This window comes from Methylomagnum ishizawai (assembly GCF_900155475.1).
Taxonomy (GTDB): domain Bacteria; phylum Pseudomonadota; class Gammaproteobacteria; order Methylococcales; family Methylococcaceae; genus Methylomagnum; species Methylomagnum ishizawai_A.
Window position 1 is genome coordinate 128,942 of record NZ_FXAM01000001.1, and the last position, 22,480, is coordinate 151,421.

The window sequence follows — 22,480 nt, forward strand, 5'->3', positions numbered from 1 at the left end:
CAGAGGCATTCGATCCGCGCCGGTCCGCCCGGCCCCGCCCGCAGGGGGCTAGCCACCATCCGGCATCCGTTCGTAGGGCAGGTGGTACAGGGCCACGCGGCCCGTGCTGAGCGGCACGGCGATCCAGCACTCGCCGGTGGCGGCGGCGCAGCGGAAGTCGAAATCGGCGGGGCCGGAGTTTTCCAGGGCTTCCGGTACGCGTAGGGTGAACAGCAAGTCCAACCGATCCAGGTTCCACAGGCGGACGGTTTTGTCATCGCCGACAGTGGCTAGTTGGTGGCCGTCGGGGCTGTAGATGGCGCGAGAGACCGATTTTTTGTGGCCTTCGAGCCGGAGCGGCGGCTGGCCGGGGCGGTCGAGGTCGTAAAGCTCCACGCTTTGATCCTCGCCTACCACGGCGGCTTGCCGACCGTCGGGTCTGATGGCGATCCAGGTTGGTTTTTTTTGGGTTTGGGCGATTTCCTGCGGGGAAGATAGGTCGGGATCGGCGATATTCCAAAGCAACAAAGGGCCACCTCCCAGGCTCAGCAAACGCTTGCCGTCCGGGGTGAAGGCAAGGCTGACGGGTTTGGCCTCGTGGGCTTGTGCCGACCATCGTTCCTGGCCGGTGTCCAGGTCGAGCAGCCCGATCTCGCCCGCCCGGCCCGCCATGGCGAGAGTCCGCCCATCGGGGGCGAAGGCGATGGCGTTGACCGCCTGCCTTGGCTTCTGGCGCTGGTCGTTTTGGAAAACAGGCCACCGCGCCGAATCGCGGTCTTCGGTATGCCATATGGCGATCTCGCCATTCCGTGCCAAGGTGGCGAGCCTATCGCCCTGGGCGTTGAATTCGACGTGGACGATGGGGTTTTCGTCGGTGGCGGGGGTGCGGGGCTTCTCTCCCAGGAGCTGACCCTTTGGTAGTGGGAAAATTTGCAGGGAGCCTTCTTTCAGCCCTACCGCCAGTTTGCTCCCATCCGGCGCGACGGCGACAGAAACAGGTGGCGAGTTGTAGCTGGGATCGTCCGAGTGGGTCTTGATCGAGCCTTGCCTGGGCGTCTCCAGCGACCAATGCCTGAGGGTATCGCCGTCGATGGCATAGACATTGTGGTCGTGGATGGCCAGCGCCCGGATATTACCGGGATGGTTTCCATAGCGCTGCAAAGCACCGCTCTCGACATCCCACAGCCTCAGCGTACCATCGTCGTAACCGGACACGAGTTGGCTACCATCGCCACTGAACGCGATGCCCGAGACCTGGGTGCCCGGCAGGCCGCGCAAGGATTGCTCTAGCCATCCATTTCCCGGCTTCCAAAGGGTGACTTGCCCGTCGTCGCCCCCGGTTGCCAGGAGATTACCGTCACGCCCGAACGCGACCTGGGTGATTTTATCGGTATGCCCGTTGCTCAATAATACGGGGTAGCTGCTCTGCTTGAGTTCCGGGTCCAATCCCCAGACCCGGGCGGTTTTGTCGCCGTAGGCAGCGGCCAGCAGCCCGCCATCCGGGGAAAAAGCCAAACCATAGACTTCGCCCCAACGCTGGTCCGAGGGCAGGCTGCCCATGGGTTTGCCATCGTGTGCGGACCAGAGGCTGATTTTACCATCGCCGCCGCCGGAGGTGATTTTCTTGCCATCCGGCCCGAGCGCCAAGGACTGGATGGCTCCCGGCGTTTTCCAACGGGTGGATCGATCACCCTTAAAGGTTTCGCGAGAAATGAATCCATCCTCACCCGCGCTGTATAGCCAGCGTCCCGTGGGATCGAACACCACGGCGCGTAACGTGCCGTCCTTGGTATCCTGGTTATCCGCGTATGCCTTGGAATCCCAAAGCTTATTCCGGCTTTCGGTGTTGAACAGCGCCAGGAATCCCTCCTGGCCGACCAGGGCCAACAATTTGCCATCCTGGCTGACCGCTAGGTCGGTAAGTTTGGCGGGAGGGATATCCTTCAGCGGCGGGGTCGGGTCGTACCGCCAATCCATCATTTCCACATAGCCCGCCAAGAGGTTGCGGGCGTGGCGGTGTTCCACCGGGATGTCGGCGTCCAATTGACGGCTTTGTTCCAGATAGTCCATGGCGTTGGCATATTCCCGTGATTTGGCGAGCGAGCTTGCGGCGACGAGTTCCGCATCGAATTTTTCGAGGACGAACTTTTCAAAGACGCGCTGTTGTTCGCTGCGGGTGTAACCGAACCAAACCAAACCCACAGCCATCGCGAGGATGAGGGCGGACGCCATGAAGACCCTGTTTTTGGTCTTGAGGCGCTGGATGAATTGGTTGGCCGCGTGCCATTCGAGATCGCTGGCCTTTTCCGAAGCTTTCTTGGCTACGATTTTAATTTGTTCCTTTTTCTTGGCGCGTTCTTCTTCGACCCTTTCCTCGTATTCCCTAAGGCATTCCTCTCTCCGACGCTCTTCGACCTCTTGGCTTTTCCCGATAAAGTGGCGGGTCCGTTCAAATTCACAGGCGAGTTCGAACGGGTCGTCCGGGTACCTGCTATAGCGCCGCGCCCAGCCGGGGCCGAGTTTTGCGATGTCCTCGTTCCACCAAGCCCAGGCCCGCGTCAAGTCGGGGGCGTCCAGCAACATATCCTTCCGGCCTCCGGCCTTTCTCGCCCGTTCCGACCATTCCCGGTATTCCTCGCCGCGCCAATGTTCGTTTTCCGCCCATTGGCCGAGTTGTTTCCACTGCCGGATCAATGCCTCGTGGGTCAGGTCGATCACGCTGTTGTCCGCCAACTCTCGACCAAAATGCAGGAAACTCACCTCCGGCGCGGCGAAGATTTGGACCACTGGCTTCAAATCGTCCACCGCCGCCCCGATCCAATCCGCGATCACCGCTAAGGACTGCGGGTGCCGCACTTCCTGTCGGCCCGTTTCGCGCCATTCGGTGATAGCCCGGAACAAACCCTCGGCCCAAGCCCGTTGAGTTTCCGTCAGCGTATCCATTACCTCGCCCGCGTGAACTCCTAGCGCCCCGCTGACGCCGCCCACCGCTTCGACGGTATCCCCGTCGATCCAAGGCCGGTCTGGATGTTCCTGCTCCGCCACCCGCCACATCCGCGCCAAGGCATGCTGTAAGACCGGCAATTGATCCGAATCCCTCCGGATCGTTTCGATCAAATCCTGTACACCAGCCTCGTCCATTTCCCCGCCGAATACCCGCGCTGGACCGATGATGGCCCAGCGCAATTCCACGGCGTTGAGCCGGGGCGTCAGATACTGCGCCCGGTTGATCGCTTCAGGCAACTCCAGGAAACGCACGCATTCTCCCAGGAAATCCGTCCGCATCGTCAGCGTCACGAACACCTGGAACTCTCTTTCCGCACGCGCCGCCAACAATAAGTCCACGAACGCCTGGGCCTCGTCCGCCCCATCGCCGGTCGTCCCGGCATAGGTGAACAGTTCCTCGAATTGATCCACCAGCACCAGCAAATTGAAGGGGACAGCACCCGGCGGACGCCGCGCCGCCGCGCCGCGCAGCAAGTCCAACCAGCCCGGAACTCCACGCCGCAACTCGGCGGCAATCAAAGCCGCTTCGGCGCTCACCTCGTTGATGGCTTGGGGAACAACCACTCCGCCCAACAACTCCCGACCCAAGGCATAGGGACCGAGTAGCGCCTGGGCCAAGGCCAGTAGGGGCTGGGCACCAGGCCGCAGCAAGGCCAATTTCCAATCGCTGCCGGTGCCTAAAGCCCCGGAAGCCAGGCCGGGCAGCAAACCCGCCCGCACCAAGCTGGATTTACCGCAACCCGAAGGCCCGACCACGGCCAGAAAGCGCTCGCGTTGCAGGATTTCTAAAAGGCGGTCGGTGTGGCCCTCGCGACCGAAAAAAATCTCGGCCTCGTGCGGCTCGAAGGGACGCAAGCCTGGATAGGGCGCTGTAACAGGGCGGAATTCAAACATGGTGTTCCCGCAGGGCATCGACGAAGTTCTTGAGCGGCTCGACGCTCAAACCCTGGCGACAATCCAACACCATCAGGCTGCGGCTACTCAAACCGTGGTCCGGCTTTTCCTGCGGCGGACCATCCAGCAAGCCGCTCCATATACCTTTGCGTTGCGTCGCCAGCAGCTTGCGGGCCATGGCATGTTGGGACTGCACCCAACTAGGTGGGGCCAATCCATAGACGATCAGCACGCCATGGCTAGCCTCCAATTGCTCCCTCAGGTGGCGGTTATAGTCCTCCGGTATTTGGGTGGATATCGGTTCGGGAGCGATGGCGGAATCGACTTCGAGGTCATCGAGCAGCTTTTGCGCCGCTTTGCCGAGTTGGTGGTCGGTCTGGTCGGCATTGATGACGACGCGCAACGGCCCGCTGGGTGGCGTGGGCGGTTCGGGACAATCGGGGGGTGGAGGCGGGTCCGGCGGGATAGGCGGCAGGTCTTGAATCTGCCGGGCGATGATGGTCGCCAGCCGGTTGAGTTCGTTCCAGTAGGGCCGATCGCCTTTGGGATCGGGCACCGGCCAGCCCAAGATCATGGGATCGGGCTGGTCCAGGCTACTGGTCCAAAATTTCAGCTCGGCGATGGCTTGGACGCCAGGGTGCCAGCACTCCCTCTTCGTAGGCAAAAGCTCCACCAAGAATACCCGGTCATCGGCATGGCCTCCCGCAAGCTCCACAAAGGCGTGCATTTCCTTGGCGCACCATTCGGATTCAAGGTAACGCGGTGACATAAAAGCCAAAATAAAACGACTCTCACGGATATGCCCGAGCAACGCTTCATCCACCTTCCGTTGAGGCTCAAGCCGGTAATCTATCCAGCATTTGGCATTGTTGCCGCCGGGTTTCATACCTATGGCCTTTTCTAACTTATCGACAAACTCGGTAATCCAACCCTTGGTTCCGGCATCGAAGAGCTGATTATCGGCATGGGCGTAGCTGACGAAAATTTGTGCGGTCGGTGCGGACATGTGGCTATCTTCCCCCAGATAAAGCTAGGCATGACTTTTTTTAGCAGCGTCGCGCCTATGCTTGTTAGGTAGAAAATATATATCATCCCGCCATTGTGACGCACCTGGTTTTATAAAAGATGTATCGCCCAAGGATTAGCTAGGCGAGCGCCACCTAATCCAACCCCCCAGCCTTCATTTCCCCCGCCACGGCAACCACTGCCCGCCACCGGGCCGGAATCCCCGGCTCAAGGCCAGCCAAGTAAAACCCTGGGCCTCGCGCAGGGCGGCTTCCATCGTCCAGCCCCGCGCCAAGCCCGCCGCGCTGGCCGCCGCCAGGGTACAGCCCGAGCCATGATAGGTGCCGGGCAGGCGCGGCCAGCGGTAGCCGGTGATACCCTGGGCACTATACCAGCGGTTCACCAACTCGGGTCCGTCCTCGTGCCCGCCGGTCAACAGCACGTTCCGGCAGCCCAAATCCAACAGGGCGCGGGCCTGCGCCCCGGCCTCGTCGAGGCCGGTCAGCCGCCGGGCTTCCGGGGTGTTCGGGGTCGTCAATGTGCAATGGGGCAGCAGACGGGTCCGTACCGCCTCGATCAAGCCATCGCCGGCCAAATCCTGGCCACCGCCCGCCGCCAGGATGGGGTCCAGCACCACCGGAATCCCCGGTCCCGCCAGCTTCAATATTTCTTCCACCGCCCAGGCGATCTCCACACTGCCCAACAGCCCGATCTTGATGGCGGCGACCGGCAGATCGGCCAGCACCAGTTGGGCCTGTTCCAGGAAAGCCTCCGGGGCTTGGGGCAGCACCCGCAGCACATTGTGGGTGTCCTGGGCGGTAAGGGCGGTGATGACGGTGCAAGGATGGCAGCCTAGGCGGCGCTGGGTTTCGATATCGGCCTGGATGCCGGCCCCGCCGGTGGGATCGTGGCCGGACAGGTTGAGGACGACCGGGGGCGGATGATTCATTGGGGATACCGGATGAGGAAGGGGCGGCGATTGTGCCCAAGGCCGCCCTAGCCCGCAACGCCGGGGGCTTCGGCCAGGGCGGCGCGGTAGGCGTCCAGCACGGCCTCACCAAAGCACACCAACCAGACTTTTTCGATGGCCGGGTATTCGGCGAGACTTTGACGCAGGGTGGCGACGGCGACCCGCGCCGCCTGTTCCACCGGATAGCCATAGGCCCCGCAGGCAATGGCGGGAAACGCCACGCTCGCCAAACCATGCCGCGCCGCCAGCCGCATGGATTCGCGGTAACAGGACGCCAACAATTCCGGTTCCCCTTGCTGGCCGCCCCGCCAGACCGGGCCGACGGTGTGGATGACATGGCGGGCGGGCAGTTTGTGGCCCCCGGTGAGTTTGGCCTGTCCGGTCGGGCAGCCATTCAGGCGGCGGCATTCTTCCAACAGGCCCGGTCCCGCCGCGCGGTGGATCGCCCCATCCACCCCGCTCCCGCCCAGGAGGCTGCTATTGGCGGCATTGACGATGGCATCGACGGCGAGTTGGGTAATATCGGCCTGGATGGTTTCCAGCTTGTTCATGATCGCTCCTCGTATGGGCTGTAGGCCTTGGGATCGGCGGGCTGCGACTTGACAGCACGCACCGCCGCGGTAGCCTTTGGGCGTAGCGCCCATTTCCCGGAGCCTAGCCTTATGTTGGACAAACTCAGGGGTCTTTTGGAATCCAAACCGCCCGCCCAGAAAAAACCGGCCGAGCGCGGTAGCTGGAACCCCAATTTCATCACCGATCCGGTGCGTATCGCCTCGTTCCTCAACGATTTGGCCCACCAAAGGACGGCGCTCTTCCTACAATTGGACGGCGGCGGCATCGAGTCCGAGGACGACCAGGCGCAGAGGATAACCACTTATCTCTATAAGGTCGGCACCGAACGCGCCGCCCTCCACACCCCGGACGATCCCGAGGACGACCAACGTCTCAGGGCGGCGGGCCGGTTCAAGGTGATCACCGATATTTACAACAATATCCTGACCTTTCCCACCGAAATCATCGCCGTCCAGGAAGAAGGCGGACAGTCCTATTACATCATCAACCTGCCGGGCCGGGTGTATTACCCCAAGAACCAGAAGCCGCGCCAGATCAGGATCGACCGCCAGCGCAATATCCACGCCTATCTGCGTTTCTTCGAGCCGGCCAAGAGCTACCGGGCGCTGATCGACGACCTCAGCGTCCAGGGCATGGGCGTCCTGCTCTCGTCCGAAGACCAAACCCTACCCTATGTCCGCAAGGGCGATACGCTCAAAGCCTGCTCCATCGGCCTCGGCACCCGCCAATACCCTTGCACGGCGCGGGTGAACCAGGTCAAGCGCATCGGCGACAAGGCCATCCGCATCGATTGCGGCTTCGTTTCCCCCGGTGCCGAGTTCCTGGACGCGGTCGCGGCCATCCTCAAGGGCGCTTAGGGAATTTCCAGGATAGGATGCGCCGGCTTACAAAGCGCATCGCCCCCGAACGATGCACCGCCTACGCTCGGCCCTCCAGGGCTATCCATGTCCGGAAACCGCCTTGGGTTTAGCCGGGAAAGCCTACGGCCCCTTGCACCAGCGTCACTTCCATTTCAGCGTTTATATCGGTTTTAACGAAAAAAATCGTCCATTCACTATTATGCTTAGCCTAAGAGACCATCTGGCCGAACAACCCGGCCAGTGGATTTGGGACCGGGCCAACATCGGTGAAGAGACGCCATGCAACAAAAGAGCAGTCATAACCCGCCACAAGAAGTCATACCGCCGGATGGCGCGGCCTTGGTGGCCAAGACCGACCCCCAAGGGCGGATCACCTACGTCAACCCCGCCTTCGCGAGGATCAGCGGTTTTCCGGAAGCCGAACTCCTGGGCCTGCCCCATAGCGTGGTCCGCCACCCGGACATGCCGGGCGCGGTGTTCGCCGACCTGTGGCGGGATTTGCGGACCGGGCGACCTTGGACCGGGTATGTGAAGAACCGCTGTAAAAACGGGGATTTCTACTGGGTTGAGGCCCATATCTCCCCGATCTGGGAAGACGGGACCATCGCCGGCTATATGGGCGTGAGCCGCAAAGCCCCCTTGGCCGCCATCCGGAACGCCGAAACCGCCTATCGCGAGCTGCGGGGCCAGGCGGCGGGCCGGTGGCGCGTGGTCCATGGCCGGGTGGTGGACGCGGGCTGGCGCGGACGCGGACGGGAGGCTTGGGGACGGCTTTCGGTGTCGGCCAAGCTGATCCTGGGCTGCCTTGCCGCCATGGCCTTGGTGATGGCGCTGGGCGTGCCCATCCTCAACGGCGAAGTGGGCGACACCCTCGACCGCAACGGCGAGGCCGGGCTTAAAACCAATGTCGGGTTGATCCGCGATATTTTCGAGTTGCGCCTGGAATCCATGCGCAACAAAGCCACCCTGCTCAACCACGCCCTGGACACGCTGTTCCCCGATGGCTTCGCATTGGGCGGCACGCCGGACAACCCCCAGTTGTTACTAGGCAAAGGACCGGCCCTCAACGGCGACCACGCGGCGCTGGACCGCTTCAGCCAGGGTACCGGGACGGTCGCCACCCTGTTCGCCGCCAAGGGCGATGATTTCGTGCGGGTCGCCACCTCGCTCAGGCGCGAGGACGGCAGGCGGGCCGTCGATACCTTGCTGGGCCAACAGCATCCCGCCTATGCCAGCGTCAGCCAAGGCCGGGCCTACAGCGGCCGGGCGACCTTGTTCGGCAAGGAGTACTACACCAGCTATACCCCGCTGCGGGACGGTTCCGGCAAGGTGGTGGGGCTGAGCTTCGTCGGGATCGATTTGGCGGCGGAACTGGCCGACCTCAAACAGCGCATCAACGCGATCAAGATCGGCCAGACCGGCTATTACTACGTGCTGGACGCCAATCCCGGTCCCGATTACGGCAAGCTCCTGGTCCATCCCGGCAAGGAAGGCACCAACATCGCCGATGCCAAGGACAGCTCGGGCCGCGAATTCATCCGCGACATCCTCGAACGCAAGCAAGGCAGCATCCGCTATCCCTGGATGAACAAGGAACTGGGCGACACCAAGCCGCGCGAGAAAGTGGTGGTGTTCGACACCTTGCCGGAAACCCGATGGGTGGTGGCGGGCGGCACCTTCAGCGAGGAGTTCGAGTCCTTGTCCACCCGGATCGGCCTTTACGTGATCCTGGGCGGGGTGGCGATGATGTTGTTGCTGATCGGCATCCTCTACGGCTTGGTGCGGCGCTCGGTCATCCGGCCCTTGCAGGCCGAGGTGTTGCCGGCCTTCCGGGCGCTGTCCGCCGGGAAATACGACACCCGCCTGGACCTGGGCGGCCGCGACGAAATCGCCCAGGTGCTCCAGGGCTTGGAAACCATGCAAATCCGGCTGGGCTTCGAGGTGTCCGAGGCCAAGCGGCGGGCGGACGAAATGGCCCGGGTCAAGATGGCCCTGGACAGCGTCAGCACCCCGGTGCGCATCGCCCAACCGGACGGCGAGGTGATCTACGCCAATCCGGCCTTGCTGGCGGTCTTGAGGCGGATCGAACCCGTCTTGCGGGCCCAGAATCCCGGTTTCGATATCGAGCGCTTCGTGGGCGGCAGCATCGGGGTGCTGTACCCCGACCCGGACGGGGCTTTGGCGCGGCTGGCCGCGTTGCGCACCGGCGAGGAACGGGTCCTGGACATCGGCGACCGCACTTTCCGGGTCTTCACCAGCCCGGTGTTCGATGGGGACGGCGAGCGCTTGGGTTCGGTGGGCGAATGGCAGGATATTACCGACCCGTTGCGGGCGGAGCGGGAGATTTCCACCATCGTCGAATATGCCGGATTCGGCGATTTCGACCGGCGCATCGCCCCGGACGGCAAGGAAGGCTTTTTCCTCACCCTGGCGCAGGGCATCAACCGCCTGCTCGACGGCACCCAAAGGGCGCTGGCGGAAACCTCGGACATCCTGTCCCGCATCGCCCACGGCGACCTGAGCCGGACCATGGAAGCGGATTATCGCGGCGTGTTCGGGCAATTGAGCGACGATATCAACGCCACCATCGCCCAATTGCGCGGCGTGGTCGCCCAGATCAAGGACGGTGCCGAGGCTATCGACACCGCCGCCAAGGAAATCGCGGCCGGCAACCTCGACCTCTCGCGCCGCACCGAGCAACAAGCCGCCAACCTGGAACAGACCGCCAGTTCGATGGAACAACTCAGCGCCACCGTCCAGCAGAACGCCGAACACGCCCGCAAGGCCAGCGAGCTGGCGGAATCCAGCAACGCCATTGCCCGGCGCGGCGGGGAATTGGTCAAGCGGGTGGTGGATACCATGGACCGCATCCGCGATAGTTCGAAGCAAATCACCGATATCATCGCCGTCATCGATGGCATCGCCTTCCAGACCAATATCCTGGCCCTGAACGCGGCGGTCGAGGCGGCCCGCGCCGGGGAACAGGGCCGGGGTTTCGCCGTGGTCGCCGGGGAAATCCGCGGCCTCGCCCACCGTTCGGCCAGCGCGGCCAAGGAAATCAAGGCGTTGATCGAAGCCTCGGTGGAGAAGGTCGAGGAAGGGACGCGTTGGGTGGCGGAATCGGGGTCCAACATGGACGAGATCATGGCGGGTTTCCAGCGGGTGGCGAACTGGGTCGGCGACATCAGCACGGCCAGCGCGGAGCAAAGTTCGGGAATCGCCCAGGTGGCCCAGGCCGTCCTGCACATGGAGGAAACCACCCAGAAGAACGCGGCCTTGGTGGAGGAAGCCGCCGCCGCTTCGGAAAGCCTGGAGGAGCAGGTCCAGGGCTTGGTCGGGGCCATCAGCCATTTCAAGCTGTCCTGAGGACGACGGCGGGACCACGGCCCGCCGGTCTTTTCCAGCCTACATCCCGTCTGTTCGCCGTCCGCCGGTGTGGCGCTGCTTCCGTGGCAATGCGACAATTCCAGCGCCATTGTCCCCATGGAAGTAGCTTGCGCTTCACCCGGACAATACAATAACCAGGTCCGCCAACCCGCCCACTGTCGTTTCCAACCCTGCTCCCGGTGCCCCTATGCAACCTATCCGCGCCCGTATCGCGCCCGTGCTTTGGTCGTTCTCCCTACTTTACAATGCCGCTGGCGCGGCCACCCCACCGCTCACGGTCGAGACCAGCCACCGCGAAGAAACCCGGAATTTCTTCAACGCCCTGTTCTTCGCTTCCGAGGATGTGGCGATGGGCTGGACCGGCGGTTCGATAGCCGGTTGCCAAGCGGGCACCACCAGCGCGGAATTCCAAGCCGCCAGCCTGTTGCGTATCAACCTGTTCCGCGCCCTGGCCGGGGTGCCGGCCAGCATCGTCCTCGACGACGCCTTCAGCGCCCAGGCCCAGCAAGCGGCCTTGATGATGAGCGCCAAGAACGCCCTCAGCCATACCCCCGCCGCGCCCTGGCCCTGCCTGACCACCACCGGGACTGAGGCGGCGGCCAAATCCAACCTGAGCCTGGGCCATGCCGGACCCGCCGCCGTATTCGGGCAGATGCAGGACCAGGGCGGCAACAACGCCGCCGTGGGCCACCGCCGCTGGTTGCTCTATCCCCAGACCCAGGCCATGGGCGTGGGCGATGTGGCCGGGGATGGCACCTCGGCCCACGAATCCGCCAACGCCGTCTGGGTACAGGACGGCCATTTCGGCGACCCGCGCCCCGCCACCCGCCATGATTTCGTAGCCTGGCCCCCGCCGGGATTCATCCCTTATCCCTTGATGTTCCCGCGCTGGTCCTTGTCCTACCCGAAAGCGGATTTCAGCCAAGCCCAGGCCAGCGTGGTCCGCGATGGCGTCAAACTGCCGGTCTCCCAGGAGAGCGTGGCCAGCGGCAGCGGCGAAAACACCCTGGTGTTCAAACCCAGCGATCCGGCCATCGGCGATCCCACGCCCGCCCCGGCCAGCGATATCCGTTTCGATGTCACGGTGGAGAAGGTCAAGCTCGACGGCGCGGAGTTACCGCCCTTCACCTATAGCATGACCCTGTTCGACCCCGCCGGTTATGGCACCGACACCGTGCTGGCCGATGTCAGCGGCCCGGAACATCCGGTCGCGGGGCAAGCCGCGGTCTACGATATCTTGGGTTCCGTGCCGGGGGCCGACGGCTATGAATGGCTGCAAGCACCGCCCAATCCCTACGCCACGGTGCAAAGCGCCGAGTCGGGGGTGGACCCGGACATGCTGGCCCAGACCACCGTCGGCTACAACCCCGTCACCGGCGAATTCGCCGCCGAGGGTAGCCATGCCTACGTCCTGCGCCATTTCCGCCCCGAGGCCCAAACCCTGACCCTGAAGAAGCTGTTCCTGCCCGGTGCTGCGGCCAAGTTGAATTTCCAAAGCCGTTTGGGCCGGGCCAGCGCGTTCGAGGTGGCGAAAGTGCAATATTCGCTGGACGGCGGGCAGGCTTGGCACGATCTCTACGCCCAGGCCGGGCAGCAGGACGGCAGCGTCCCGGTCGAGAATGGTTTCAGCCCGCGCAGCATCGACCTGGATAGCCTCGCCGGACGCCCGCTCCGCCTCCGCTTCCGCTACGATCTGGTCGCGCCGGGAGCCGGTGCCTTCACCACGCCGTCCAGCGGCGACGCCGTGGGGTGGTATATCGACGCGGTGGCGCTCGAAGATGTGGAAGCGCTGGAGCCGGTCGCCGTCGCCACCGCCGAGGCCGGACCCGGTTTTACGTTCACCGGCGCGGCCCCCGGTGCCCTGGTCTTGGCGGGGCGCGGCAGCTTGAGCGGCCAACCGCTGGAATGGGGTCCGGTCAAGGCCGTGTGGGTGTTTTCCAGCGCTGCCAACCAAACCCCGGTGGCGGACGCCGGTCCCGCCCAGACCGCCACCGTCAATACCCTGGTCACGTTGGACGGCAGCCATAGCCTCGATCCCGACCATAGCCCGGCCAACCTGCATTATCAATGGATACAGCAGTCCGGTCCCAACGCGCCCTTGGCCGCCGCCAACACCGCCCATCCCAGCTTCACCCCGACCGCCACCGGCACCTATGTATTCGCGCTCAAGGTGGACGACACCCAGGCGACCAGCGCCGCCGCCACGGTCGCCATCAAAGTGATCCCGCCCAACCAAGCCCCCATCGCTGATGCCGGGCCGGATCAGCAAGGCGTGGTGGACAAGCCGGTCACGCTGGACGGCGCTGCCAGCCACGACCCCGATAATGGCCCGAAGTCCCTGGTCTATCTCTGGCAACAAGACGCGGGACCGATTGCGATCAAGCTGGACCCCGTGGCCCAGCCCAGCTTCGCCACCCAGGTGGCGGGTAGTTACGCTTTCCATCTCAAGGTCAACGACGGGGCCTTGGATAGCGCGGTGGACATGGTGAACGTGACGATCCGGGAATCCGACCAAGCGCCGACCGCCAACGCCGGGCCGGACCGCAGTGTGGTCCTGGGTTCGACCGTGACCCTGGATGGCGGCCAGAGCCGCGATCCCGACAACGGTCCCAGCCCGCTCAGCTACGCCTGGGACGCGCCCAACGGCGTGGTCCTCAGCGGGGCCAACACCGCCCATCCCAGTTTCAAACCGGCGCAACTGGGCACCTATGGCTTCCGCCTGACCGTGAGCGATGGCGTCGCGGCTTATAAAAGCTCCGACACCGTCACCATCACCGTGACCAACGCCGCCCCGGTGGCGAACGCCGGACCGGACCGGAGTGTCCCGCTGGGTTCGACCGTGACCTTGGACGGCAGCCAGAGCCGCGATCCCGATAACGCGCCGAATCCGCTCAAATACCTGTGGGAAGCCCCGCCCGGCTCGAATATCGCCCTGACCGGGGCCGATACCGCCCACCCCAGCTTCAAGGCCGACAAGACCGGCGCTTTCGAGTTCGGCTTAACCATCGACGATGGCAACCAGAAGAATTTCGACACGGTGAAGATCAGCGTGACCAACGCCGCCCCGGTCGCCAACGCCGGGCCGGACCAATCCGTGCTCTTGGGTTCGACCGTGATTTTGGACGGCAGCCAGAGCCGCGATCCCGACAACGTGCCGGGTCCGCTGCAATACCAATGGCAGGCACCGCAAGGCTCGGGACTCGCGCTGAGCGGGGCCGATACCGCCCATCCCAGCTTCACGCCCACCCAGCCCGGCAGCTATGAGTTCGGCCTGATCGTCACCGATGGCAACCTGCAAAACTTCGACAAGGTGATCGTCGTCGTCACCAACCAAACCCCGGTGGCGAACGCCGGTCCCGATATCGGCGCCGAGACCGGAGCCACCGTCACCCTGGACGGCAGCGCCAGCGCCGATCCCGACCACGCGCCCGGTCCCTTGGCTTATCATTGGCTGGTGCCCACGGGCATTGTCCTGAACGGGTCCGAGACCGCCCACCCCAGCTTCGTACCGAATGAACCCGGCACCTATAGCTTCGGCTTGGTGGTCGATGATGGTGCCGCCCAGAGCGCCACCGATGCCGTCACGGTGACGGTCGCCCCGCCGCCGCCCCTGCGCCTGCTCAGCCCCCAACCCGGCGACAACCTGAGGGCCAAGCAAAAGCAGGCGGTGACTTGGCAATCGAACGGCATCGCGGGTTCGGTCAAACTGACGCTGTCCTTGTCCAAGAACGGGGTGAAATGGACCAAGCTCGCCACGCCCAAGAACACGGGCCGCTATACCTGGAAAGTCACCAAGGCCCAGGCGGGCGCGGCGGTGCGGCTGCGGCTGTGCGCCCCGGCCAGGCTACCACTCAGCGGTCCGCGTTGCGACGAAACCGACGGTTCTTTCACGGTATCGCGCTGAGGGATAATCCGCGGGCATGGCCGGAAACCATGCCCGCCGTGCGCGTTGGCGGGCGGATACGGCGGGTTCCACCCCGGAAACCCCGCCCCGGCGCCTCCATATCGCCCATCCCAATCCCTGCCATCCTATGAATAATCCTCCATCCGCCGAATCCCAAGCCGCCACCCTGCTCCAAACCCTCCGCGCCGAACTCTCCAAAGCCCTGATCGGCCAAGCCGACCTGATCGACGAAGTCCTGATCGGCTTGGTTTCGGGAGCGCATGTGTTGTTGGAGGGCGTCCCCGGCCTGGGCAAAACCCTGCTGGTCAAGGCGCTGGCGCGAGCTTGCGCCGGGCAATTCGGGCGCATCCAATTCACGCCCGACCTGATGCCCTCGGATGTGGTGGGCCATACCTTCTTCGATATGGCGAGCGGCCAGTTCATCACCCGCCGGGGTCCGGTGTTCGCCCATTGGCTGCTGGCCGACGAGATCAACCGCGCCCCGGCCAAGACCCAGGCCGCCCTGTTGGAAGTCATGCAGGAAAACCAAGTGACCCTGGACGGCACGGCCCTGCCCCTGCCCCGGCCCTTCATGGTGCTGGCGACCCAGAATCCCATCGAGCAGGAAGGCACCTATCCCCTGCCCGAAGCGCAATTGGACCGCTTCCTGCTCAAAATCCGCATCGACTACCCCAGCCTGGAAGATGAATTACGCCTCACCCGCCAAGTCACCCAAGGTCGCACCGGCGGCGACCTGGACGTAGACGCGGTCGCCACGGTGTTGACGCCCGAGCAGGTGCTGGGTTTGCAACGGGCGGCGGCGGCGGTGGCGGTGGACGAGCGGGTGCTGGCCTACGCCGTCGCCATCGTCCGCGCTACCCGCGACGATCCGCGCTTGGCGCTGGGGTCCGGGCCGCGCGGCGGCATCGCCCTGGTGCGGGCGGGCCGGGCGCGGGCGGTATTGGCCGGATGCGGTTATGCCACCCCGGACGATATCAAGGCCGTGGCCCTGCCCGCGTTGCGGCACCGGGTGATGCCCGCGCCGGAAGCGGATATCGAGGGACTGACCGCCGACGATGTGCTGCGGGCCTTGTTGGAATATGTGCCCGCGCCCCGGCTGTAGGATGGCGGGGTTATTGCCGCACCGGCCCTTGCTCGTCGCCCTGGCGGGCTGGTTCGGCAGCGCGGTGTTGGCGGTGGTGTGGCCTGGGCTGTTGCCGGTTTGGCAATGGGGCGGGGCGGTCCTGCTGGGCGTGGCCTTGGCCGATGCCGGGCTGGCGTTGCGTTTCGGCAAACCGCCGACGGTGCGGCGCGAGGTCCGGGCTGTCTGGCCTTTGGGCGTGGCGCAAACCATCGGCTTGCGCCTGACCGGCGGGGATGGCGCGGGCTGGGTGTTCGACCGCCCGCCCCTGGCGTTCGCCGCCGCGGCCCAAGCCCAGGCGTTCCGGGTGCGGGATGGGGAATGGACCCAGGTCCATTATCGGCTCACGCCCACCGAGCGCGGCGAGCATCGCTTCGGCGCGGTCGAATTGCGGCTGTTGTCGCCCTTGCGCTTGTGGCTGACCCAGCACCGGGCGGGGGAAACCCAGACGGTGCGGGTCTATCCCAATTTCGCCCAGATCGCCGAATACACCTTGCTGGCGACCGACAACCGGCTGTCGCAACTGGGCGTATTGCGGCGGCGGCGGCGCGGCGAAGGCTCGGATTTCCAGCAACTGCGCGAGTACCGCCGCGACGATGCCCTGCGTAGCATCGATTGGAAAGCCACGGCCAAGTACCGCAAGCCCATCGTCCGCGAATACCAGGACGAGCGCGACCAACGGCTGGTGTTCCTGTTGGATTGCGGCCAGCGCATGCGGGCGCGGGACGGGGTGCTGTCCCATTTCGACCATACCCTGAACGCCTTGCTGTTGCTGGCCTATGTGGCCCTGCGCCAGGGCGACGGGGTGGGCCTCGCCACCTTCGCCCATGCCCAGCCGCGTTTCCTGGCCCCGCGCAAATCGCTGGGCACCGTCCAACACCTGCTGGACGCCACCTACGACCTGCAACCCACGCCGCGCACCCCGGATTATTTGAGGGCGGCCCAATCCTTGGCCGAGCGGCTGGAACGGCGGGCGCTGATCATCCTGCTCACCAATCTGCGCGACGAGGACGAGTCCACCCTGGTCCCGGCCTTGCGCCTGTTGGGACGGCGGCATCCTGTGCTGGTCGCCAATTTGCGGGAAACCGTCCTGGACGCGGTGTTGGCCCGGCCCATCGCGGATTTCGACGCCGCCTTGGGCTATGCCGCCGCCGTGGATTACCGCCGCGCCCGGCGGCGGCAATGGGCGGTGTTGCAGGCCCAGGGTGCCCAGGTGTTGGAGGTGGCCCCGCCCGGATTGCCCACGGCCCTGGTCAACCGCTATTGGGAGATGAAGCGTGGCGGTCTGCTATGAGGAGTAATATCGCTGTTTCGCCATATCTTGTTCAAACCCGGAGCCCTCCATGAGCACGCCAGAACCCACCCCCGAGGCCGACGAAACCCAGAATCCCTACGAAGCGCCCCAGGCCAGGGTGGACGATCCCGGCCTCGAAGGTCTGGGCGAATTACTGGAGACGCCCCGTGCGCTCGAATTCATGCGGGGTTTGGGGTGGTTGGCCGGCGGCTGGGAATTGTTCGCCAGGGCACCCGCCACCTGGATCGGCATCGTGATCCTGTGGATGGTCATTATCGGCTTGATCCTGTTGGGCCAGAGCCTGGTGGCGAATCTGGTGGTGGGGCTGGTCAATACACTGTTCATGGGCGGCCTGATGTATGGCTGCCATGCGCTCACCCAGGAACGGGACGGCCTGGGGGTCGAACACCTGTTCGCGGGCTTGCTCCGCCGCTTCCTCAGCTTGGCCTTGATCGGGCTGGCCGGGAGCGCCGCCAGCGCCGCGGTCCTGTTCGGCTCGTTCATCGCCGCCCTGGGGCTGCCGACGGGATTCAACATCCTGATCCACGGCGAAGCGGTGGCGATGATGCCCGATCCGGTCCGCTTGTTGCTCGCCGTGTTGATGATATCGGCCCTGATGATGCCGGTGATGATGGCGCTGTGGTTCGCCCCGGCCCTGGCCGTCTTGCACGATGTGCCGCCGGGGCTGGCCTTGGGCCTCAGCTTCCGGGGCTGCCTGCGGAACCTCATGCCATTCCTGGCCTATGGCCTGGGCGGCGCGGCCTTGACGGTCCTGGCCGTCCTGACCCTGGGCCTGGGCTGGCTGGTGTTGTGGCCGGTGTTGATCGCCTCGACCTATGTGGCCTACCGCAACATCTTCACCGAGTGAGCGATGACCCGCCCGCCTCCCGATACCGTCCGCGTGGTCGTGACGCCCGAAGGCTGCGAATTGGTCCTGCGCTTGGCGGGACCGGCGGCGCGGGCGCGGGCGTTTTGCATCGACGCCTTGATCCGTTTCCTCGTGTTCGTGGCCGCGGCCACCTTGCTGGGGCGGCTGGGTTCGATGGGCATGGGGCTGTTATTGCTGGCCTATTTCGGGCTGGCTTGGGGGTATCCGGTGTTGTTCGAGGTCTTCAATGCCGGGGCCACGCCGGGCAAGCGCCTGTGCGGGCTGGCCGTGCTGCGCGACGACGGCACCCCGGTCGGCTGGGACGCCGCTTTCCTGCGCAACGCCCTGCGTTTCGTGGACGCCGCCCCGGTGGGCTATGCGGTGGGCTTGGTGACCATGGGCTTGAATGGCGATGGCAAGCGCCTGGGCGATATCCTGGCCGGGACGGTGGTGGTGTATCGGGGCATGAAAACAACCGATCCGGGCGGCGCCGCCGCGGTGGAGGGCGTGGAACCGCCCCCTTTTCCCCTCGGCACCGGAGAACAGCGGGCGCTGTTGGAATACCGCCGCCGGGCCGCGCTGCTGACCCCGGAACGCGCCTTGGAACTGGCCGCTTTGGCCGCGCCCCTGACCGCCGGGCTTCCCCCGGAAGCGGGCCGGGCGCGCTTATTCCGCCTCGCCGATTTCCTGCTGGGCCGCGCCGTCCGGGGCCGGGATTGAAGCCCGGCTGTAATGATCCTGTAAACTGGCCGGGTAAACCTTAGCGCTTGGCCCAAGGGCCACCACCGGGCAAACTTCCCCCCCATCCCGGCGGGGCTGGCATAATACCCCCCGACTCTCCGCCTTATTTCCCTGGAATTCGCGCCACCCGTCCGGTTTTTCCATGGCGGGAGCGTACGGCGCGGATTCCGGTTGTTCCCCGCCCGGACGGTATTTCCCAAGGAATGCCGGGCGCGGGCGGTTCCACGAAGAGTTCATGGAGGCATCATGGCAAAACTCACCAACATACTGAAAAGCGATATCACCAAGGGCGTGGCGATTGGCCTGGGCGTGGCCGCCGCAGGGCTGCTACTGACGCCGGCCTTGCGACCCGTCACCCGCGGCGCGATGAAGAGCGGCATCCTCTTGTTCGAAAAAGGCCGCGAATGGATGGCGGAAGCCAGCGAATCCCTGGAAGATTTGGTCGCCGAGGTGCGGGCCGAATTGGCCGAGCAACGCTTCGCCGATGAAGCCGTGTTCGAAGAAGACGGGGATATCGAAGACGCCATGGAGACGGCCGCGGCAACCGCCGAAGAAGCCCAGGGCTGAAGCCCCCATCGCGCGGCGCGGCCCATCGGGCCGGTCGCGCACCCGCCGGACCCCATCCTTTCCTACCGGCCTTCCGGCCGATCCACCCTCCGCCCCATCCTTGGTTCCAGCGGTGCCGATTCAGCGCAGGCGTTGATGCAGGGGGCTTTTGCGGGGGAAATGCGCCTTGAGGAATTCCATTTGGTCGCTCAAGACCCGGCGGCCCTGTAGGTAGATGTACTCGGCGTGGGTGGGCACGAAGGGGATCGCCAGGAGTTGCATCCCGGCTTGCTCGGGGGTGCGGCCGGCCTTGTGGTTGTTGCAGCGCTTGCAGGCGGTGACGACATTGTTCCAGATATCCGCGCCGCCTTGGCTGATGGGGGTGATGTGGTCGCGGGAGAGGTCGCCCTGGCCGAAATGCTGGCCGCAATAAAGGCAGAGGTTGTTGTCGCGGCGGAACAGGGCGGGGTTGCTGAGGGGGGGGATGTAGTTCGGGTCGGTGCCGTAACCGCTGCCGTGCTGATGATAGGTGGCGATGATCGAGTTGACCTCGATGATGCTGCGCCTGCCGGTCTTGGCGTTGATGCCGCCGTGTAGGGTGTAGAGGTGCGTGCCGCAGCTATAGGCGACCTGCCCCAGGTGATAGAGTTTCGCCGCCTCCTGGTAGCCTATCCATTCCAGGGGCATGCCGGAGGCGTCGGTTCGCAACACCTGTAGATGATAAATCTCCATGTTTCCTCCATAGTTGAGCGCTGGCGGGTTTTCATTCGGGATGTGTGCTTAGGGTTCACTGCAAAAGATCGGAAAAGCAAAGACTTATGCACAGTGTATTCAATTTGGCCGGAGAGGGAAAACTTTGCGGGTGTCGGCCCGGCCCTGGGTTTTGGCCTGGACATAGGTATTTGCTTTTCAAGGGGTTTTTTCGCTGGATCGAAATCCCGTGGAGCGTGCGCGTCCAGGAAATCCCATCGGATCGACGCGATCCCGCGCCAATAATCCACAAAGTTATCCACAGCCTTGCGAACGGCTCCAAGCCGCGGTTTCCAGGCGTATGCTAGGCGGCTTTTATGTCCTGGGTTTGACATGCCCAAGGTGCTGAAAATCGCGGTCCAGGCTCCATTGCGGAGCGTGTTCGACTATCTGCCGCCCGCCGGGTCCGATCCCGACACCTTGCGGCCCGGCGTCAGGGTCCAGGTGCCGTTCGGACCCCGGCGGCGGATCGGCGTGCTGCTGGAAATCGCCGATTCTTCCGAACTCGATCCCGCCAAGCTCAAGCCGGTCCTGGCCGTGTTGGACCCCGAACCCCTACTCTCGGCGGACGATCTCGCCCTCTTAACCTGGGCCAGCCGCTATTACCATTATCCCATCGGCGAAGCCCTGGCCCTGGCTTTCGCGCCCTTGCTGCGGGAGGGAAAATCCGCCGCGCCGGAAACCGTCCGCGTCCTCTGCCCAGAGGGTCCCGGCGCCGCCGGGGCCGCTGCCTTGGTGAAACGCTCGCCCCGCCAAGCCGAATTACTGCGCCTGTTGTGGGAACATCCCGGCGGTTTGCCGCCCGCGATCCTGGCCGGGCTGGACGGTGGCAAGCACACCGCCAACGCCTTGGTCGGCAAGGGCTTGGCGCGGTGGCGGGAACAAGCGGCCCAGGTAGCCGCCGCCCTCCCCGCCCCAGCCCCGGCTTTGGAACTCAATCCCGGCCAAACCGCCGCCGTGGCGCGGGTGCTGGAAGCCTTGGGCGGCTTCCGGGCCTTCCTGTTGGATGGCGTCACCGGCAGCGGCAAGACCGAGGTGTATTTGCGGCTGGCGGGCGAGGTGCTGGCGCGGGGCGGACAGGTCATGGTGCTGGTGCCCGAAATCAGCCTGACCCCGCAATTGGAAGCCCGCTTCCGCGCCCGGTTCCCGGCCCCTTTGGCGGTCTATCATTCCGGGCTGGCCGCTGGCGAGCGCCGCCGGGCCTGGTTGGCGATGCAGCGCGGCGAGGCTTCGATCCTGCTCGGCACCCGCTCCGCCGTGTTCATGCCCCTGCGCGCGCCGGGCTTGATCGTGCTGGACGAGGAACACGATGCTTCGTTCAAGCAGCACGACGGCTTCCGTTTCTCGGCGCGGGACGTGGCGGTGATGCGTGCCCATCTGCTGAAAATCCCGGTGGTGCTAGGTTCCGCCACGCCGTCCCTGGAAAGCCTCCACAACGTCCGCCAAGGGCGCTACCAGCATTTACACCTGCCGGAACGGGCCGGGGGCGCGGCCCCGCCGCTGTTCCGTTTGTTGGATATCCGCGGCCAGCGCCTGGTGGAAGGCCTGTCCCCCCGGCTTTTGTCCGAAATCGGCCAAACCCTGGGTAGGCGGGAGCAGGTCTTGCTGTTCGTCAACCGGCGGGGGTTCGCGCCGACCTTGATCTGCCATGCCTGCGGCTGGGTCGCACAATGCGGCTGTTGCGACGCCAACCTGGTCATCCATTTCGGGGAGGACCGCCTGCGCTGCCATCATTGCGGCCACGAACAAGCCTTGATCCGCGCCTGCGCCAAGTGTGGCGATACCGGGTTGCGGCCCTTGGGCCTGGGCACCGAACGCATCGAGGCCGCCCTGGAAGAACACTTCCCCGAAGCCCGCGTGGCCCGCATCGACCGCGACAGCACCCGGCGCAAGGGTTCCTTGCAGCAATTGCTGGACGATATCCAAGCGGGCCGGGTCGATATCCTGGTCGGCACCCAGATGCTCGCCAAGGGCCATCATTTCCCCAAGGTCACTTTGGTGGGCATCGTCGATGTGGACGGGGGGCTGCACAGCACCGATTACCGGGCGGGCGAGCGCACGGCGCAATTGATCATGCAGGTGGCGGGGCGGGCCGGGCGCGAGGACAGGCCGGGTTCGGTGCTGCTGCAAACTCGCCAGCCCGGCCATCCCCTGCTATGCAGTTTGATCCGCGAGGGCTACGCCGGTTTCGCCGAGGGTTGCGCGGCGGAGCGGGCCGCGGCCGGGTTGCCGCCGTTCGGCTATCAGGCGCTATGGCGGGCCGAATCGGCCGAGGCGGACAGGCCGGGCCGGTTCCTGGCGGGGTTGGCGGAATCGGCGGGACGGATGCGGGCACCGTCCTTGCAGGTGTTGGGTCCGGTGCCCGCGCCCTTGGCCCGGCGGGCGGGGAAGCACCGTGCCCAATTGTTGCTGCAATCGCCCCGGCGCGGGGAATTGCATGGCGTGGTGGAAACGCTGTTGGACGCGGTCCCGGCATTACTGGCCGGGTGCCGGGTGCAGTGGTCGATGGATATCGACCCGGTGGATGTGTATTGAGGGAGAACCGCCCGTGCCGTGGGCACCGACGCGGGGGGCGCGGGGCGG

General features: G+C 65.0%; 14 protein-coding genes. 9 read left to right on the top strand and 5 right to left on the bottom strand.

The window, feature by feature from the left end:
• Positions 1-48: 48 nt before the first annotated feature.
• From B9N93_RS00605 to B9N93_RS00620, 4 genes are all read right to left on the bottom strand, one after another.
• Positions 49-3,879 carry a WD40 repeat domain-containing protein gene (locus B9N93_RS00605; RefSeq protein ID WP_176225076.1) on the bottom strand — a complete coding sequence of 1,277 codons (3,831 nt, stop codon included), beginning with the start codon at positions 3,877-3,879 and terminating at the stop codon, positions 49-51.
• Positions 3,872-4,885 (bottom strand): toll/interleukin-1 receptor domain-containing protein, encoded by a 1,014-nt coding sequence (locus B9N93_RS00610; RefSeq protein ID WP_085209921.1) that lies wholly within the window; start codon positions 4,883-4,885, stop codon positions 3,872-3,874. The genes B9N93_RS00605 and B9N93_RS00610 overlap by 8 nt, the downstream gene beginning before the upstream one ends.
• A 174-nt stretch (positions 4,886-5,059) precedes the next feature.
• Entirely contained in the window at positions 5,060-5,833 is a 774-nt protein-coding gene (gene thiD / locus B9N93_RS00615) for a bifunctional hydroxymethylpyrimidine kinase/phosphomethylpyrimidine kinase (RefSeq protein ID WP_085209923.1), read from the bottom strand.
• A gap of 47 nt (positions 5,834-5,880) precedes the next feature.
• Positions 5,881-6,405 (bottom strand): O-acetyl-ADP-ribose deacetylase, encoded by a 525-nt coding sequence (locus B9N93_RS00620; RefSeq protein ID WP_085209925.1) that lies wholly within the window; start codon positions 6,403-6,405, stop codon positions 5,881-5,883.
• Positions 6,406-6,516: 111 nt separating this feature from the next.
• Here B9N93_RS00620 and B9N93_RS00625 point away from each other — a divergent pair, with 111 nt between their 5' ends.
• The 8 genes from B9N93_RS00625 to B9N93_RS00660 all read left to right on the top strand — a co-directional run bounded on the left by B9N93_RS00625 (position 6,517) and on the right by B9N93_RS00660 (position 19,168).
• Positions 6,517-7,284: a flagellar brake protein gene (locus B9N93_RS00625; RefSeq protein ID WP_085209927.1), complete on the top strand. Its 768-nt coding sequence runs from the start codon at positions 6,517-6,519 to the stop codon at positions 7,282-7,284.
• Between the two features lie 282 nt (positions 7,285-7,566).
• A complete protein-coding gene (locus tag B9N93_RS25905; protein ID WP_085209929.1) occupies positions 7,567-10,653 on the top strand; it encodes a Cache 3/Cache 2 fusion domain-containing protein in 3,087 nt (1,028 codons plus the stop codon).
• A gap of 208 nt (positions 10,654-10,861) precedes the next feature.
• Positions 10,862-14,578, top strand: a complete 3,717-nt coding sequence (locus B9N93_RS00635; protein ID WP_085209931.1) for a PKD domain-containing protein — start codon at positions 10,862-10,864, stop codon at positions 14,576-14,578.
• 16 nt (positions 14,579-14,594) lie between these two features.
• Positions 14,595-15,680: an AAA family ATPase gene (locus B9N93_RS00640; RefSeq protein WP_217807244.1), complete on the top strand. Its 1,086-nt coding sequence runs from the start codon at positions 14,595-14,597 to the stop codon at positions 15,678-15,680.
• 1 nt (position 15,681) lies between these two features.
• Complete coding sequence (locus B9N93_RS00645; protein ID WP_085209933.1) at positions 15,682-16,992, top strand: DUF58 domain-containing protein; 1,311 nt, start codon at positions 15,682-15,684, stop codon at positions 16,990-16,992.
• A gap of 49 nt (positions 16,993-17,041) precedes the next feature.
• A complete protein-coding gene (locus B9N93_RS00650; protein ID WP_085209935.1) occupies positions 17,042-17,860 on the top strand; it encodes a BPSS1780 family membrane protein in 819 nt (272 codons plus the stop codon).
• A 3-nt stretch (positions 17,861-17,863) separates the two neighbouring features.
• Complete coding sequence (locus B9N93_RS00655) at positions 17,864-18,580, top strand: RDD family protein (protein ID WP_085209937.1); 717 nt, start codon at positions 17,864-17,866, stop codon at positions 18,578-18,580.
• A gap of 267 nt (positions 18,581-18,847) precedes the next feature.
• On the top strand, positions 18,848-19,168 hold the full coding sequence (locus B9N93_RS00660) for a DUF5132 domain-containing protein (RefSeq protein WP_085209939.1): 321 nt from the start codon (positions 18,848-18,850) through the stop codon (positions 19,166-19,168).
• 120 nt (positions 19,169-19,288) lie between these two features.
• Here the strand turns inward: B9N93_RS00660 and B9N93_RS00665 are convergent, their stop codons facing one another.
• Positions 19,289-19,879, bottom strand: a complete 591-nt coding sequence (locus tag B9N93_RS00665) for an HNH endonuclease (RefSeq protein ID WP_085209941.1) — start codon at positions 19,877-19,879, stop codon at positions 19,289-19,291.
• Positions 19,880-20,230: 351 nt separating this feature from the next.
• Between B9N93_RS00665 and B9N93_RS00670 the strand changes: the two genes are divergently transcribed.
• Positions 20,231-22,432 (top strand): primosomal protein N', encoded by a 2,202-nt coding sequence (locus B9N93_RS00670; RefSeq protein WP_085209943.1) that lies wholly within the window; start codon positions 20,231-20,233, stop codon positions 22,430-22,432.
• Positions 22,433-22,480 lie beyond the last annotated feature (48 nt).